15 protein-coding genes and 1 pseudogene are annotated in these 17,213 nt (G+C 40.8%); 7 read left to right on the top strand and 9 right to left on the bottom strand.

Features of this window, described 5'->3' with window-relative positions; genetic code table 11:
* Positions 1-3: 3 nt before the first annotated feature.
* The 5 genes from M5U24_RS09485 to M5U24_RS09465 all read right to left on the bottom strand — a co-directional run bounded on the left by M5U24_RS09485 (position 4) and on the right by M5U24_RS09465 (position 6,090).
* Positions 4-1,425, bottom strand: coding sequence for an IS66 family transposase (locus tag M5U24_RS09485; protein ID WP_099325955.1), 1,422 nt, complete (start codon positions 1,423-1,425; stop codon positions 4-6).
* A gap of 720 nt (positions 1,426-2,145) precedes the next feature.
* Complete coding sequence (locus tag M5U24_RS09480) at positions 2,146-3,381, bottom strand: pyruvate synthase (RefSeq protein WP_172953488.1); 1,236 nt, start codon at positions 3,379-3,381, stop codon at positions 2,146-2,148.
* 105 nt (positions 3,382-3,486) lie between these two features.
* On the bottom strand, positions 3,487-3,978 hold the full coding sequence (locus M5U24_RS09475; RefSeq protein WP_099325956.1) for a rubrerythrin family protein: 492 nt from the start codon (positions 3,976-3,978) through the stop codon (positions 3,487-3,489).
* Positions 3,979-4,240: 262 nt separating this feature from the next.
* Positions 4,241-5,014, bottom strand: a complete 774-nt coding sequence (locus M5U24_RS09470) for a protein-L-isoaspartate(D-aspartate) O-methyltransferase (RefSeq protein ID WP_197705212.1) — start codon at positions 5,012-5,014, stop codon at positions 4,241-4,243.
* A gap of 251 nt (positions 5,015-5,265) precedes the next feature.
* On the bottom strand, positions 5,266-6,090 hold the full coding sequence (locus M5U24_RS09465; protein WP_099325957.1) for an RluA family pseudouridine synthase: 825 nt from the start codon (positions 6,088-6,090) through the stop codon (positions 5,266-5,268).
* Between the two features lie 699 nt (positions 6,091-6,789).
* Between M5U24_RS09465 and acsA the strand changes: the two genes are divergently transcribed.
* From acsA to M5U24_RS09440, 5 genes are all read left to right on the top strand, one after another.
* Positions 6,790-8,520, top strand: a complete 1,731-nt coding sequence (gene acsA, locus M5U24_RS09460) for an acetate--CoA ligase (protein WP_099325958.1) — start codon at positions 6,790-6,792, stop codon at positions 8,518-8,520.
* 172 nt (positions 8,521-8,692) lie between these two features.
* Positions 8,693-9,334: a hypothetical protein gene (locus M5U24_RS09455; protein ID WP_099325959.1), complete on the top strand. Its 642-nt coding sequence runs from the start codon at positions 8,693-8,695 to the stop codon at positions 9,332-9,334.
* A gap of 368 nt (positions 9,335-9,702) precedes the next feature.
* Positions 9,703-10,047 carry a hypothetical protein gene (locus M5U24_RS09450; RefSeq protein WP_099325960.1) on the top strand — a complete coding sequence of 115 codons (345 nt, stop codon included), beginning with the start codon at positions 9,703-9,705 and terminating at the stop codon, positions 10,045-10,047.
* Between the two features lie 414 nt (positions 10,048-10,461).
* Positions 10,462-10,860 (top strand): hypothetical protein, encoded by a 399-nt coding sequence (locus M5U24_RS09445; RefSeq protein WP_157820625.1) that lies wholly within the window; start codon positions 10,462-10,464, stop codon positions 10,858-10,860.
* Positions 10,861-10,923: 63 nt separating this feature from the next.
* A complete protein-coding gene (locus tag M5U24_RS09440; protein WP_099325962.1) occupies positions 10,924-11,595 on the top strand; it encodes a hypothetical protein in 672 nt (223 codons plus the stop codon).
* Between the two features lie 42 nt (positions 11,596-11,637).
* On the opposite strand, the gene M5U24_RS09435 is transcribed toward M5U24_RS09440, so the two are convergent.
* Entirely contained in the window at positions 11,638-12,573 is a 936-nt protein-coding gene (locus tag M5U24_RS09435; RefSeq protein WP_099325963.1) for a peptidylprolyl isomerase, read from the bottom strand.
* Between the two features lie 356 nt (positions 12,574-12,929).
* Here M5U24_RS09435 and M5U24_RS09430 point away from each other — a divergent pair, with 356 nt between their 5' ends.
* Together M5U24_RS09430 and M5U24_RS09425 are read left to right on the top strand one after the other, a co-directional pair.
* A complete protein-coding gene (locus M5U24_RS09430) occupies positions 12,930-13,064 on the top strand; it encodes a hypothetical protein (RefSeq protein ID WP_261341067.1) in 135 nt (44 codons plus the stop codon).
* Positions 13,065-13,384: 320 nt separating this feature from the next.
* Positions 13,385-13,816, top strand: a complete 432-nt coding sequence (locus tag M5U24_RS09425) for a hypothetical protein (RefSeq protein WP_197705213.1) — start codon at positions 13,385-13,387, stop codon at positions 13,814-13,816.
* 134 nt (positions 13,817-13,950) lie between these two features.
* Here M5U24_RS09425 and M5U24_RS09420 read toward each other — a convergent pair whose 3' ends face one another.
* The 3 genes and pseudogenes from M5U24_RS09420 to M5U24_RS09410 all read right to left on the bottom strand — a co-directional run bounded on the left by M5U24_RS09420 (position 13,951) and on the right by M5U24_RS09410 (position 17,144).
* Entirely contained in the window at positions 13,951-14,766 is an 816-nt protein-coding gene (locus tag M5U24_RS09420; protein WP_164995443.1) for a Druantia anti-phage system protein DruA, read from the bottom strand.
* Between the two features lie 6 nt (positions 14,767-14,772).
* Positions 14,773-15,516: pseudogene (locus tag M5U24_RS09415) on the bottom strand (transposase); the annotation flags it as partial.
* Between the two features lie 179 nt (positions 15,517-15,695).
* Positions 15,696-17,144 (bottom strand): sensor domain-containing diguanylate cyclase, encoded by a 1,449-nt coding sequence (locus M5U24_RS09410; protein ID WP_099325965.1) that lies wholly within the window; start codon positions 17,142-17,144, stop codon positions 15,696-15,698.
* Between the last annotated feature and the right edge of the window lie 69 nt (positions 17,145-17,213).

Here is a 17,213-nt window from a genome sequence, read left to right as displayed (position 1 = left end):
TCGCTACGAGCTAGCAAAATCAGGCAATTCGCCACGGAATAGCATCTGTAATGCCCGGCTCAAATTTACACCTTGTTTTCGACAGGTCGAGAGATAACTCCGAATGCGGCAGAAAATTTTCGCTCCCTCCAAAGAACGAAAACAGCCAGATATCTTCTGCTGAACCTTCGTCATCCTGATATCGTTTTCTGCCAAATTGTTCGTAAAGGGAACATTTTTATTGTCCATAAACCTCAACACATCACCCTCATACGTCCTCAATCGTTCCAGAAGATTCCGTGCCTTTGTCCTTTTTACCCTCCCCCTTTTTCCCTTACGGTTCGTTTCATCAGGAGGAGGGCTTTCGGCTTCTGCGTTTTGGAGTATCTTCCTATACCTTTGCCGGTATTTTTCTGACTCATCAGTTCCCAGCATTCCCCCGGCATCACTCGTCGCACGGTTTATCTCTTTAAGTAATGCTTTCATCTCTTTCGCCCACTCCTGCTTATTATCATCTTCCCACACACCATCCAATTCCCTCAAGTGGTGTGCATTACACAACGCATGCGTACAGTTGCTATAGGTGTAATACGACTTCAAATGGTCGTGGCAAAGAATCCCCTTAAATTCAGGTAATATCCCGATACTATTTATCGCTTCTGTTCCACGTCTTTCATGCGGGAAAAAGTACGTCCACAAACTATTGGATGCACTGTGCAACCAATACCTGTCTCCATTCTTGTTGATACTAGTTTCATCCACATGCATCACCTCTGATTTTGCAAGTTCTTCCCTGGCTCTCACTTCGAAGGGTTCCAATGACTCGTAGGCTTCCCTGTTAAAGTTGTAAACAGAACCTTCACTCAGCGGTATCCCAATCTGTCCTTCAAAATACTCCTGTATCCTCTTGTAGGGTATCAATTGATACTGCGACATATAGACTGCATGCGCTTTCAAATCCGGACCATACTGCACCGCCTTTGTTACCCCTTCCGGAAATGACGCTACAATCCGGTTCCCTTTCGCATCCTCTACTACCTCTGCACGATACTCCGTTACTACACGCGAAATCTTTATATCAAACACCTGGCGTGCTTCGTAACCTACCACCTTGTATTTGCTGCGCGGATACTTCCTCCGGTCTACTTTTATTACTTCCACCTCATCAGGATTGTCTACCTTTTTGAGCGTTACTCCATCACGGCCCTTTTGCCCGCCTGCCTTCCTTTCACCCTTCGCCTTGCTTTCTTTCTTGCGATTCGGATCGCTTGAGGGAGGCTTGCTGCTGTTGCGGCTGTTCCGGTTCAGACGTCCTACCAGCAGTGTTATCAATAATGCCAACAACTCTATCATTGACCTCACCGCCGGTGACAGCCCTTTCTCTTCTGAAAGCAGCTTCTCTACTTTTTGGAGTGTTGCGTCTACGTCTATATTCTCTATCGTCAATGGATGATACCTGTATAATTAGCCTGAAATTATCTACTGCATCTATTATACCACAGGTTTTTTCACCCTTTTCTTTCGCTCTATAACACACCACAAAGGCTCGAAATTCTATAACTGAACAGACCCCACACACGTCTCTATGCACGGCATCTTGCTGCCTGGTTTTAACGCATTTACAAACATATACATACACTACCAGGTAAATTGCTTGTTTGTAACATTTCTGCTGTCAAGCAAATTCTAAATTATTTTCGCTGAATAGTTACGACAAAAGGGTAAAACATCCCGCAGCATTGACGATAACAATATTTTCCCCCAAAATCTTTAGGCAGTGCCTCAATGATAAAAGCCCGCCACAACCCGCACATGCAGGGTACCGGGATAAATATTCTCATGCAAAGGAATATCGCGAATAGATTTAATAGTATTCATCTTTATACAAAATCACACCCTTATAAATTTGGTGAAATCCGAAACCCAAAACAAATTCTAACGACAAAATGATTTGAAATACTAAAGCTCCGGCTTGATAACTAGAATATTAATGTTTAAAACCCGGTTTTTTTCACCTGTCTGCGTGCAATGTAAAGGCAGGTTGGGATTTTGTATTTTGAAATTTGTTTCGTATTTCGCACTTCGAATTTCGTATTTTTTATTTCGTGCTTGTTTGGCTCTGGCTATGCCATGTTAGGAATTTCAAAAATGTGGTTTTTCCCTATGTTAACCATTTCTACCGGCGATTTTTTTCAAATTTTCCATTCCGTTCCATTCTTCTTTTGTATAAAGAAGGTATGGATCTGAAGTCGCGCCTGTTTTGTTTGCCTTTTGCAAATGTGCAAAAATCACTTCAAATTCTTCCGGACTTACGTTTTTGCCGCCAAGGCCGCCAATAAAAGAAAGTAATACAGGCCTTTCCCTTTCGTTATACATACAACCGGCAATTTCTGAAAACAAAATACCGCCTTTTCCAACGCTTATATTCTGATCAAACACTGCAACGGCCTTCTTCCCTCTAAGTGCCGCCTGAATGTCAGTTCCAGGGAACGGTCTTATCATCCTTATTCTCAGAAGGCCGATGCGAATGCCCTTTGCCCTTGCTTTTTTAACTGCTGCCTTTCCAATGGTGGAAAAGGAATTTGTCATGATTAATACATATTCTGCATTCTCCATCATAAATTCCTCTACAACACCATGGCGCCTTCCGAACACATCTTCAAATTCCCCGGCAATTTCTTTATAAACATTGAGACTATTTCTGCTGGCAAGATGCATTTGGTATTTGAAATACGTATATGCAAACCCGCCCAGCACAGCTACGCCTTGTGACGATGGCTGGCTTGCCTTGAAAAATGCATGCCTGGAGGTATACGCAGGTAGAAAACTTCTTACTTCTTTGATATCGGGTATTTCAACCGGTTCTCTCGTAAAAGAAAGATGGAAACCATCAAAATTGACAAGCACCGGCAAGAGGACTCGCTCATCTTCCGCCAATTTATACGCAATCAAAATCGAATCTAAAATTTCCTGGCACGACTCGCAGTGAATCTGTAAAAAACCTGTATCACGTGCGGAGAGAATATCGTTGTGGTCCGGTTCAAGTGTTATCGGCGCAGATAAGCCCCTGGAGACATTTACCATAACAAAAGGGGCGCGCCATCCTACCACGGTGTAAAGCATTTCGTAGCCGTACAGAAGGCCCTGGCTTGACGTTGCGGTAAAAACCCTTACCCCCGTTACATTCGCTGCGCCAGCGGCGGTAATCATTGAATGTTCCGATTCCAGGGAGACAAACATGGCGTCCATTTCTCCATTATTTATCCAATACACCAGTTTTTCGATTATCTCCGTTTGTGGAGTGATCGGATATGTTGGAACATAGTCAACTTCCGCCAGTCGCGCACCCCATGCCGCGGCAGCATTGCCCGTTAGCATTTCCCTTTTATTGTCAATAGACATATCTCTCTTTATTACAGTATTCCTCTGTAAAAACCTCGTTTTTGTAAGTTTTTCTTCGTGGTTAAAGTCTTTTTGGTTGAGGTTTTACGGAATGGGGTAAAATCTTTATCCCACCAACTTAAACTTATTCCTGGGAGCACCGCATATCTCACATGTATCAGGAGCTGCTTTTTCAACAGTATTGCCGCAGACCTGACACACATAATAGTCCACAATTTCATTATCCCCCAGATTATTTAATGCTCTTTTGTAAAGATTTGCATGAATACTTTCCACTTTATTTGCGAAGGCAAAACTCTGCTCCGCTTTTTTATGGCCCTCTTTTTTTGCATTTTCGATCATTCCAGGATACATTTTGGTAAATTCATACGTTTCGCCGTTTATTGCTTCCTGGATATTTTCTTTCGTACTGCGGACTCCGTCTAAAGCACGAAGGTGACTGTGGGCGTGTACGGTTTCGGCTTCGGCAGCAGCACGAAAAAGCTTTGCAACCTGAGCATATCCTTCCTCTTCAGCCTTTTTTGCAAAAGCAAGATACTTTCTGTTCGCTTGCGATTCTCCTGCAAACGCCTCTTTTAAATCATCGGTAGTCGCCATAATGAATCCTCCTTTAAAAATGATATTTATTTTATTACAGAAAAACACAATTTCATATGGCAATATATTAGCAAAATACCTCGTGTTTTTCCAACTTTTGAATAAATAACTATTTTGGGAAGAAATCGGCAGTCCATAGTAGGCAATCGGCAATCGGCAGATTGCACATTGCACATTGCACATTGTGGACTGTGGACTGTGGGGGGAGAAATTGAGAAAAACAGGGTGTTCATTCCTACGCTTACGAATCAGACGCAGAGTATCACTTCCTGATTAGTGGAACAAACCGGACCGGAATGATAGATTTTTTTACAACATTCGATGAAGCATCTTTTGTAATCAATATTAATTCCTGTATTTCATACACGCCGCCTACCGGAATTACCATACGTCCTGATGGTTTAAGTTGATCAATAAGTGGTTGTGGAATTTTTTCTGTTGCGGCAGTTACTATTATGGCGTCAAAGGGAGCATGTTCCGGCCAACCGTTATAACCGTCGCCTATCCTGACTTCTACATTATCAAATCCCATGGTTTGTAACTGTTCTTTTGCCCGGAGGCCTAATTCTTCCACTATTTCTATTGTATATACCTGCTTTACCATTTTGGCAAGAATGGCAGCCTGATATCCAGAGCCGGAGCCAATTTCCAGGACAACCGCATCTTCATCCGGCTGCAATAGTTCTGTCATAAATGCCACAATGTATGGTTGGGATATTGTCTGTCCATAACCTATCGGCAAAGGATTATCAAAATAACTATAATGACGGTTTTCTTCCGGAATAAACAAGTGCCTGGGGACGGATTCCATGGCATCCAATACCCTTTTGTCAGCCACACCCCTGTTCGCAATCTGCCTTTCTACCATCTGTTTGCGCTGTAAGGTAAAAGCATCTTCATTTAATATAGTATTTTTACCGCCCATCGCTGAAACAGCACCTTTACTAACAATGAAAAAAGAAATGAAAGCTATCACAATTATGAAGCTGGGAGAAATTGAAGCCGTTAGTTTTGTCTCTCTATAAATTGTATCCATACTAATAAAACAATATTATCTTGTACCAAATAACACAAGCTTTTTTTACTGTTTTTATTTTTCGCAAAATGCTTATATCCGTAACATTTTATCTTTTTGAAAAATTCACGGGATAGAAAAAATACCATGTAGCCCCGTTAGGGGCGGTCTGTTTGTAGCACAATAAAATTCAATAGAGTAAATAGCTCCGTAGGAGCGGCCTGTCCGTATTCTTAATTTATCCTGATTGTCAAACAATACTACAGTATAATTCAGGGAAATAACAACCGGAGACATTGTATAAAATCATGGGAAATGGGCGCAGTGACAGAAATTTCCTTTTTTGTATAGGGGTGAACGAAGGATATCCTATGCGCATGAAGCATTTGCCTTTTCGCCTCTCTGTGTAGTATATTCTCAATTTCTTTCCGTGCGTATTCTGTTTCTCCTATTACCGGGTGGCCAATGGATGCAAGGTGAATTCTGATTTGATGCCTTCTGCCCGTTTCTGTGGCTACCTCAAGGTAAGATGTGTTTTTCCCTTTCTTTAATAATGTAATGTGTGTTACGGCTGTTTGTCCGCCAACAGGACTATTGATAGTGAAGGCAGGTTCACAAATCTTTCCCGTTACAATTACACGATAAATCTTTTGAATGTCGTGTTTTTTAAACACCTTTTTCATCTCTTCAAAAGCGTTTTCGTTTTTAGCAAAAATCAATGCGCCGGAGGTATCTTTATCTAACCGGTGAACAGCCTGTATCCGGTCACGGTTAAACTGCGTCCGCAAATCACGCTCGATACTATTCTGCCCATTTGTTACGATGCCAGGAGGTTTTGAAACAATTACATAACAATCATCGTTAAAAAGAATATCGTATGTCTTCTTTTCCGGTTGGCGCGTCTTACCGGAAAGAACCTCAATGCTATCACCTGGTTTTAATTGATAGGAAGCAATCCACACCCTTTTTCTATTGACAAACACTAGGCGGTCATCCAGAAGCTGTTTTGCTTTTTTATTAGACAAGGAAAGTTTATTTGCAATAAAATGAAGCAGCGTAAGCTCACTATCCCGATGCGTGACAATAAATTTATGCATTTTTGCCTTCCGTTCAGGAGTAAATGGAAATCATAGGTGAACTACCGATTTCACAAATTAAAAAATCCTTCACAAGCTTACAATTAACCAATGACCAAATATATTACTACACTGTTATCCGGTAAAAAATCTTTTTTTGGCAACACTTTAGTTTTTTTGAAAAATAAAAATGTCAGGGAATTTCATCATGTATGGCAGGCACTGTCTACCGGAAATTGGGCGTCGATTGGGTAGTCTCTTGAAGAAGCTTCCCCTGCACAATTTTTCTTTGCTTTTTTGGTACCCACACAATATGATATTTGCATTCCCATACCGTACGTACTAAACTCTTTTTCATCTTTAACTCCTTTCTCCAGGATTGGCTACTTTAGCAACCTTAAGCCATACATGATACAAAGAAGTTTTGTTTTTATTAACAAGTTGGTTTTTTGAAAAGGTAGATGCGAAGCATTTGCCCGTTTGGGTATGAACGCATTTATAAAAATTTATAGCAAATGATTCGCCTCTACTCCATTTTTGGCAAAATATTTAATTGTGAAATCCGAAAATGCTAAATAAGAATCTACCCTCTGCACCTCCCAGCGGGGGATATTTTCCCTCTTTGGAATTTGTTTCGTATTTCGCATGTAGCACTTCGAATTTCGTATTTTTATTTCCTGTTTGTTTGGTTCTGGCTATGCCATTTTAGTTTGTTACGCTATGAATAAGACTGAAATAATAAATAAACACCCTGAAGCATTTAATCTCATTTGTTATGAAGACCAGCATAAGAATTTCTCATGGGAGACGGTAAAGAAAGAACTAGGTGTCGGCGGTAACAAGGTAAATATTGCTTACGAGGCCATAGATAAACACGCCACAACATGGAGAAAAAACAAAGTTGCGCTGTATTGGGAAGGTTCTGATGGCACACACTTAAAGTATACCTTTCAGGAATTGAAAATCCTTTCCGATAAATGTGCCAATATGTTGCAATCATTAGGTGTAGGCAAAGGAGACCGCGTTTTTTTATTCTTGCCGCGTTTGCCGGAGCTTTTTATAAATATGATTGCAATTGCAAAACTCGGCGCCATTTCAGGCCCGATGTTTTCCGCATTTGGGCCTGATGCGGTGCGGGACAGGTTGCAGAACAGTGAGGCGAAAGTCCTTATCACTACACCTGAATTAAAAGAGCGTGTTGATGCCGTGCTATGGGAATTGCCTAAATTGGAACGGATTGTACTGGTGAGTGTTAAGGAAGATTATGAATTAGAAGAGGGAAATGTATGTTATAAAACATTGATGAAAGACGCACCTGAACGGTTTGAAATGGAATGGATGGATATGGAAGATCCTTTGTATCTCTTATATACTTCCGGAACTACCGGAAAGCCGAAGGGCATAACACATGTGCATAACGACATGATTTCATACTATATTACCACAAAATGGTCGCTGGATCTTAGAGATGACGACATTTATTGGTGTACGGCAGACCCCGGGTGGGTGACGGGAACGGTATATGGCATGTGGGGGCCATGGTTAAACGGCGTCTCAATGTATATATATGATGGCAGATTTGATGTAAATAAGTGGTATGAAGCCATACAATCATATAAGATTACGGTATGGTATACCGCTCCCACCGCTTTACGCATGTTAATGAAATCCGGCGATTACCTTGTTGCTCAATATGATTTGGAAAGTTTGAGGTATATTTGCAGCGTGGGAGAACCCCTTAACCCTGAAGTCATCAAGTGGGGCATGAATGTATACAATCTTCCAATCCATGATACATGGTGGCAGACAGAGACAGGTTCCATCATGATAGCTAATTATCCGTGCATACCGATAAAACCCGGTTCTATGGGAAAGCCGTTTCCTGGCATCAAGGCTGCAATTATTGATAGTGAGGGAAATGAACTCCCGGATGGACATCACGGTATTCTGGCATTAAAACCAGGCTGGCCCTCTATGTTGAGAAAAGTATGGGGAGACGAAGGCCGTTTTAATGAATATTTCAATATAACGGGTTGGTATACCACCGGGGATACCGCATATAAAGACGAAGAAGGTTATTTCTGGTTTGTTGGAAGAGCCGATGACGTTATTAACACGTCAGGCCATAGGGTAGGGCCTTTTGAAGTGGAAAGTGCCCTGCTTGAACATCGGGCGGTTGCTGAAGCAGGGGTCATAGGCAAACCTGACCCTGAAAGGGGTGAGATCATCAAGGCATTTATCGCCCTTAAAGAGGGATTTAAACCTTCCAGTGAATTGGGGGAGGAGATTAAAAAATTCATAAAACATCATCTCGCGGCACACGCTTATCCCCGCGAAATAGAATTTTGTGAAAATCTGCCAAAAACCCGAAGCGGCAAAATTATGCGCAGACTTTTAAAGGCGAAAGACCTAGGACTGCCTACCGGAGATATTTCTACACTTGAAGATTAAAAGAGACGCTTTGGAATTGTCGTCAAACAAATAGGGTTTTCGGTAACACGGTAGTTTTTTGAAAAAATAAGGGCGAAGCATTTGCCCGTTTGGGTCTGAACGCATTTCTGCAATTTATAGCAAATGCTTCGCCCCTACTATTACATTTTTATTGAGAGGAGAAACTCAAATAATGGAAAAAACACGTTTTAACAAGACTTTTTTTAATACGGTTGAACCCATAAAGATTAGAGATATGCTTGCGGTGGTGCTTGGCGCAATTGATAAAAACGAACCATTTGTCTTTGACTATACAGACGTAATAAAGCTTGCCGGGCATTCATGCCCCGCTGTTTCCGGTGCTTATAAATTGACGCAATTAGCCTTAAAAACCTTATACAAAAATGATATGCCCGAACGCGGACGCATTCTGGTTACATTCAAGGGCGGCGTGGACTACAAGGTAAACGGTCCGATATCACAGGTTGTTACTTTGATAACAGGTGCTTCCGTAGAAACAGGTTTTAAAGGGCTGGGAGGAGGCAAATACAACAGGCACAACCTGCTTTCGTTTAATGAGGAAGAAGAGGCGGAACCAAACGCGGTATGTACGGTGATATTTGAAAGAATGGACAACAATAAAAAAATAGAAATCAGCTACCGCAATCACATGCTTCCTATGAACCCTAAAATGGGTGATTTAATGCCGCTGGCAGTGACGGGAAAGGGTACAGACGCCGAAATAAAGGAATTTGGCGAATTATGGCACGAGAGAATTAAAATCATATTATTGAATCCTCCAAAGGGAATGTTTGAAATAAAGGAATTAAATTAAATGAGGCCTTGCCTTATCAGGCGCTTTAAAAGAGGGAAGAATTGCTTTTACGCAGGTTTTCCCCTCTATCCCTTTTGGAAAGAAAAATGCTTACACTGTTACGCAAAATCCCGCCAATCATAAAAAAAAGCGGTAGGCGTCTTTGCATAAATATCTCTATCCGCCGGACAGTTCACGGGTGAATATATAACTTGACGAAGAAAGTTTAAAATGTATAATAAGTCACTATTTTAAAAGAATGAGCAATACTGTTGCTACGATATACATGATGAAAGGGGGTGGAATACAGGGAAGGAGATAAATACTTTGTATACTCTATAGTAGTCTTATATGTTATATTTCAAAAAGATAGAAAAGGAGAATTAGTAATGTTAAAGAAGGTATTGGTGGGAATGTTTGGCGCAGCGCTTATCGCAGGAATTGGTATGACAACAGCACAGGCTTACGACGTAAAACCGGCAAAATTATGGGTAACTGCTATTGCTATTGGTACACCAATTGTGGGCGCTGAAATCAAAGTTGGTGATGAAGAATGCACTACGGGCAATAATGGCACCTGTGTATTTGAATTGAGGCCTGGTACATATGCGATTTCCGTTCACGAGCATGGCGGACAAAGCGCACACAAAGAAGTTAGCCTGGAAGAAGGGAACATCCTATTTGTGTCATTGGATCTTGGCGCAAAAGCTCGTCATCCTTCAGGGAGCCACTAATCTAACGTTAAACAATTGCAGTGTGCTATTTTATAAAAGCAGTTATCACGTGTGTTGGTAACTGCTTTTTTATTTTACTAAAAGGCTATCCCCCGGCTGGTTCAGGGATTGCCGTCTGAACCAGCGCATTGTGTCAACGCTTCGTTGGCTGATTATTACCAATAAATTCATTCTTTTCGCACGATATCATGTCCGCAATTTTTGCATGACAAGCCATTGAAAAATAATTCTAATTACTTATCTACAGAACACTCCAATGTTTGCAAAATACTTTATGCCGTATACATAAACAACTTGAAGATGGCATTATAATTGCGCTAACGATACAAATGTAGTAAATAGAAATCATAAACATTAAGTGATACCTTGTTAGCAAACGTCATTTTTGCAAATCATTTGCATTTGTGTTTTACCATGAAAACCAGTAAAAACCGTAGCATATCATTAATATTTTCAGAGAAGCATTGGGGAATCGACTCTTTCATTGATTCAATAACAGATCCCATTGTCATATTTGATGCAGAACTTAATATAAAAAAATTAAACAAGGCTGCCAGGCAATTTTTCCCGGGCAAACCTGTTGACAAGAAATGTTTTGCGACAAAGCATAAATTTGTATCCGCATGCAAAGATTGTCTGATCTGGCAAACCTTAAAAACAGGCCATTCAATATGCGGAGAAATGTTGAACTTTAAAACGGGCGACCCTATACTCTTAAAATCATACCCCGTGTACAATAGTCAAAAGAAACTAACAGGCGTAGTGCTTATTGGGAGAAATAGCAGTGATGTTCCAATAAAGTGGATGAGATAAAACATCGCGTTAGAAAATAATTTCCCGCCTGAAAAATTTATTCCGAAGGAATGAAAAGAGCGAATGGTTATAACGTTGAAATGTATTAAAAAGAAAACCAGCTTAGTTTTACTTGTTTTTTTGATGCTGGGTGGTTGTTTCAGCACGCAAAAACCCCCAGTTACCATAGCCCCTTCAATCGACAAGAGGCTTTATGAAATACCACAGCAACCATTGACTATGGGTATTTATATCGACCCCGACCTGAGAAATCATGAACAGATTGAAAAAGTATCGAATCACATCATAGGTATTCAAGACTTTGTTTTTCCCGTAGGAAAACCTCTTGCTGAAAAAATCAGAGAAACCTGCCAAATTATCTTTAGAGAAGTCATTTTTTTAAATAACCTTGATGATACGGCTTTACCGGAAGAAAAATCACTGGATGGGATTTTGGAGTTTCGCCTAAAAGATTCGGACATACGGCTGAAAATCGAGGAGGCGGTATTACATGCGGTAGGAGAACATAAGCTTTCTCTTTTCGTCACGCTCTATGACGCAAAATGGAACAAATTGTGGGAAGAGGAAGTTTTTGCAGAGGGGATAGGATTGGATGTCGTTACCTCACATATCGAATGGGAATGGTGGATTACCTCGGGTCCTAAATTTGGCCCCGCTGTTGATATGGCAATTGAAAAAATCACCTTTCATCTGGCGCAGAAACTTACGGTAGTAAAAAAAATCCTTAATAAATAAAAATGTTTTCCATGAGGGATATTTGGTATGCGGTGATAAACGCTATTGTATAATTTCAATCTTTGCTTCACTTCGGAGTCTTTTCAGTAATCCAAGTATTTCTTCATCCAACATTGTTGAACGTACATCATCTATAACATCTTCAAAGTTTACGGCAACCCCTTCTTTTTTGCCGGTAACTTTTATCAGATGATATCCATACTCCGACTTTACCGGTTCACTTACTTTCCCAATGCGTAGCGAAAATGCCGTGCTTAAGAACGGTTCATCATATGTACCGCCCCTCCTTTGAATAAAACCTAAATCTCCGCCTTTCGAAGCAGAAGGGCAGTCAGAATATTCTCGGGCAAGTTCTTCAAAATCAGATCCTTTATCAAGTTCGGATTTCAAGGTATTGATCAACTGCGCCACCTTTTCGACCATATCACCGGAATTAAATTTTTTCGTATCTATAAAAATATGACTTACCCTTACTGCCTCCCCATTAAAAAAATGCTTGTTTTTCTCAAAGAATCTTTTCAGGTTTTGGGAATCGAGCGAGCCTTTAAAATATTTCTCAAGGGCGAGGGAATGTTTTATTGTTTTCTCGAAATCATATAAATTCGAACCGATGGAAGCAAGCATATCCCTTAAAAAGGCGTCCGCTTCGCCTTCATTGTCGGCAATTTCTTTTTTTATCAGCAGCAGTTCCCTGCTCATTTCCATTGGAGTGACAACAATCCCTTGTTTATCGATGAAGTCTTCCAGTAAAATATCAGTGATAAGTTGTTCGATTATCTCTTGCCGGATTGCATTGTACGTTTCAACATCGGCATCCTTAAACATGTTTAAACGCTTATCGACATCGTCTTTTTTAATCTTCTTGCCATTCACAACTACCGCAATATTCTCCCCCAGGAGAGGATTCTCCGGGAAACAAATTATCGCGGGAAATAGCAAAAAAACGGCGCATAAATAAAAAACGGCTTTTTTACACATTGTTACTCCTCCCCGAAACAGAAAATATCGTGAAAGTGCTTGTATTGCCTTTGTTAAGCAGGTATCAAAAAATAACCATACTAAACATTCTTTCAATTGTCAATTTTATAAAACACCACTATATTCAAATGGTGCACAGTTTGTGTTTTATCAAATTGACACATAGCAATCATTCCGCAAGGGTGGCACGGACAAACACAGGTTGCCTGAGCCACCGCCCTTATAAAACTCCGATTTTGTGAGCATTTTGAATATAGTTATCATTCCCTTGCTTGACTTAGCTGCGCATGAGGGTTACAATTTTTACGTGAGAATGCAATCTTAAAAGTATTCATTTTTGACGGACGTATTGTTTTATGATTACAAGAAGAATGTTAATCAAAACCGGTGTATTTGGCGCATGTTACCCGTTTTCCGCCGACATTCAGGATAAAAAACCTGCCGCACACCTCAGTAAAAACATTGGAAAATGCAAGGGAAATTGCATTTGATGCAGGGCCCTTTTTCCCTATGTAGGCAATGTTTCAGGTCACAACGGGGAAAAAATACCTATTGCCCTAATTGTAGGCATATTTTAGTCAGGCGGGCAGGATACAGAATATTAGAAAACCATATTGAAGATAACAAATGCAAAGACTGCGAAACTGTAATGCCGGGCATATGGTCATAAAGAAGCTATGTTTATTTAGCTTAGATTAGGTTGGGTTTGGCAACGACTTTATTCTGTTGCTGATGTTGATGTAGAGACGCATGCAATGCGTCTCTGCAAAATTATTGAAATTCCTAAACATTAGATTAGAAAGGAAAAATCGTGACACTTAAAATAAAGCCTGTTCGCACGGAAAGAAATAGAACGAAGCGTGAGAGATTGAAAATGTGGGGGAAGATTGTCGCTGTTGCAATTATCGTCTTCTTGGGAATTGCATCACGGCAAAGTAACGCTTCGGAAGAAATAGATGTAGAGAAGGACGTCTATCTGTTTCTTCACGGAAGAACAGATCTGCGGGAAAAAGTCATAAACTCACTGGTCACCTACGGATTTTCAAGGGAGAAAATAACTATGGCTACATCAGAAAAGGTGGGCAATGTAGGCGATTATATGGCAATGCTTTGGAAACCACCGGAACCGGATCACATAAAAATTCAAAAGATTACCCAAGTTGAAAAAACAGAACCGGAAAAAATCAAAGGACTCTGGCGAGGTGTTGCCAGAGAGGATATAGACACTATTCTGCTGGAATAGAATAATTGTAGTGGCAAGGCGTGCCTCATACGCATCAACCTAACTTTTACTGAAAAGCCAGCAGTTGAAGCAAAGCAGGAGTAAAGATATTAATTTTTCAGAATGGGGATTCACCTCCCTCATATACTAAGAACTTATTGGGATTGTTGTAACACGGAACGGAATTCTCTGCACAGTGGATACACCATTATTAATTTTACATTTTCGTAAAGTTTGGAATAGTCTCCCAATTTCCCCCTCCCCTTCGTTTCTCCTAAATAAATCCAATTTGCTGCCTTATAGCATGTACCCCTGAAACGTTTTTTTTCTACAAACGTCTCTAACATTACAGGCCGGTATTTGTAACGATCTTCCCAATCATTCGGCAGTTTTTTGGCGACTAAGCCCAATACCCTTGATGCAAGATTCCTTGACTTTATCCAGGGCAAAATCAAAAACCGGCAATTATTTACTATCAGATTGAGATTTTGTTCCCGAATCTGCCTACTCCATCCGATAAAGTCTTCTCTTGCCTGCACATTCCACGCTGATGCACCAAAACCTAATGCCCCAAGTACGCCGTAACGACTGTTTATCTGATAGCGAAGTTGGGCGCCTACCAATCTTTTATATCCTAAATAATGCCAACGATGAATCATTTCGTTCCATATACGGGATTCTACAGGGGTTTTTACTATATCCAGACTTATATCTCCAATCTCTCCGGCTGATAGGTTGAGCAATGGCTGGTTATCATTTAACATATTACTATGCTTGTACGGCTTGCCATCGCCATTCCCATTTCGATTCAAAGATGGCGGCAAGGAGAACCACCCATCTCTTTCCATCCGCAGCAGCGCTACACGGCAACTCATATCCTTTAGCTTGCCGTCTGCCTTTCTCCACTCAAAGCGCTCACATATCTTCACCGAAATAGCCGTCCGGCACAAACCCTTTATCTTGGCCGGCATCTCCTGTCATAGTGAAAAACCCTCTAAAAATCCAACCTGTCCACTTATTAATTCAAGGGTTGTTTTGCGCCGTCTCTTTTGTTTTAACAGTCCTTTGGGGGAACTCTTTAACAATTCTTCCATAAGCGCCGGAAGCATATTATTTGCAATTGCACGGCTCAGACGCCCTTTTCTTTGTAACCATTGAATCAGCTTTACCCCACTCACCCCCGACACATAGTACTATGACAATACTATGCGCTTAGCGCATATATCCGCGTTACGATACATATTTCCTTCAATATCCCCTAATACCGAAAGATCAAAATATCCCAAATCCCTCAACAGCAAATCCCTTTCCCCTATATGTTTCAATACCTTTGCTCCGTTTTTCTGATCAGGATAGGTGCCTTTCGTAATAGAAACTTCTTTCAATATATGATGTACCGCCTCATATAATAAATCTATCTTTACGGATGATTTGCTCGCACTGCCTCCCGTACCTTTGAATTCTTCCGCCAAATGCTCATTGAGCGCTATTTGGGTACTATCCTGGAGATACACATTCGAAAATTGCTCTAATGCTACAAAAGGTATTTTCTCTAATTTAGGACATACCTGTTCTTTGTATATTGCTTCAAACGTACGCTCTAAAAACGATACTGCTTTATCGCTATTTATCTTTTTACTCAATGCCTGTGGGGTTATATCTGACTCGGGAGACTTCTCGCGAAGAACATCACTTAATCCTTCCAAAGAAATTATTCCGCTTCTTGAAATGCTAACCTTTACAACTACTGCCAAGTTAGGTTGATGCGTATGAGGCATGCCTTGCCGCTACAAATCATACCTCCTATAGGCAGATTTTTTTTTCAAAAAACTAAGGTGTTGCTAAAATTCAAAGTAAAAACGCTTATTCCCAGCATTTGCACACAGTGAAATAGGGCTACTCAATGGGTTGTCTGGATAAAGAGCCTTTTCCAGTTATCCCGTCCGTCTATAATCTCTGCCCCGATTTGATATCTGTTTTGGCACATTCTTTTTGCAAACGCTACGCGGATGGAAAACTGGCCTGGTTTATGGTCATCGGTATTCAGAACCACCTTGCCCGAATATACATTACCAATTTTGGCCGCAAATTCAACTTCGCCCCGGAATCCCATTTTACTTATATCCTTTACTGTACACATCTTCCAATTGCTATCCGTTTCAATTTCAATGGACTGGGGCTGATGCAATCCGCTTACAATCTTTAAAGCGGTCATGTACCTGCTTGCTACCCTCTTTTCAGGTATGGCAACCTTTGCGTCCGTAGCTGCTGAAACGATCTTGTTGCGCCCGCTTTTTTTCCCCAAATAGAGAAACCTGTCTGCCGATGCAGTTACCTCTTCTACGTTATTCCCGTCCTCAGGATAGCAGGCAACGCCAGCCGTTATTGTCACTTTCTCTTTGTGTCCTCCTCCTACCTCTATAGCAAGTTTCTTTTCTATTGCTGACCTGAGTTTTTCGGCGCTTGCGACTGCCCCGGGTTTATTTGTTCCTGGCAGTAAAATGATAAACTCTTCACCGCCGTACCGGGCAATAACATCACTCTGTCTCGCGTTCAGTTTTAAAACAGATGCCAGCTTTCTCAACACTTCATCGCCAAGCAAGTGGCCGTAAGTGTCATTAAAATATTTAAAATGATCGATATCCACCATGATTATTGAAAAGAATTCTCCACGCCTTTCCGCCTGGCGATATTCTCTCTGGCTGCTCTCGAGAAAGTATCTTCTGGTATATAGCGAAGTCAATTCGTCCACCATGGCAACCTTTTGCGCATGCTCATAATTACGCGCCCTATCTATGGCAATTGCTACATTATGTGCTATAGCAACAAACAACATTTTGTCCGTATCCCTGAAGGCATTCTTCTCCTTCTTGTGAATGTTCAAGACTCCAATTACTTTGTCGTTATTTAATTTTAATGGTATGGAGATAAAAGACCCGATATCTGGTATCTTTCCCTTGTAAAAAAGAAATCGTGGGTCTTTATCTGTGTCAGGAATCAATATAGACTCACCGGTTTGGGCCACGAGACCGGAAATTCCTTCGCCTATTTTAAACGTTATACCCTTCGCCTCCCCAAAGCTGCAGTCATCCACTTTCCACATTTTCAACTCATTACATTCATCATCTATCAGCATAAAGCAGAAATCTTCAATCCTTAAGGACTCCTTCAAGACATTTATAGTGTTGTGGAAAAGTTCATTCAACTGAAGTGAAACGTTTAAATTTTTACTGAGGCTGTATAGCAGGTAAAGTTCAAAGAGACGTTCCTTTAATGCCTCACTCTCCTTCTGTGCAAAGACAAAAAGGTCATACTCACTGCCAATCTGTGCTTTTTTGGGGGTATTCATCAGTATAACATTTTCCTCATATCCTTATCTTGATCGTGCAGGGATTTTCACCTGAAAATCTCCATTTGC

The sequence above is a fragment of the Candidatus Kuenenia sp. genome, assembly GCF_027493735.1.
Taxonomy (GTDB): Bacteria; Planctomycetota; Brocadiia; order Brocadiales; family Brocadiaceae; genus Kuenenia; species Kuenenia stuttgartiensis_A.
Note: the sequence above shows the minus strand (reverse complement) of the source record. Positions and strands in the feature narration are given on the sequence as shown.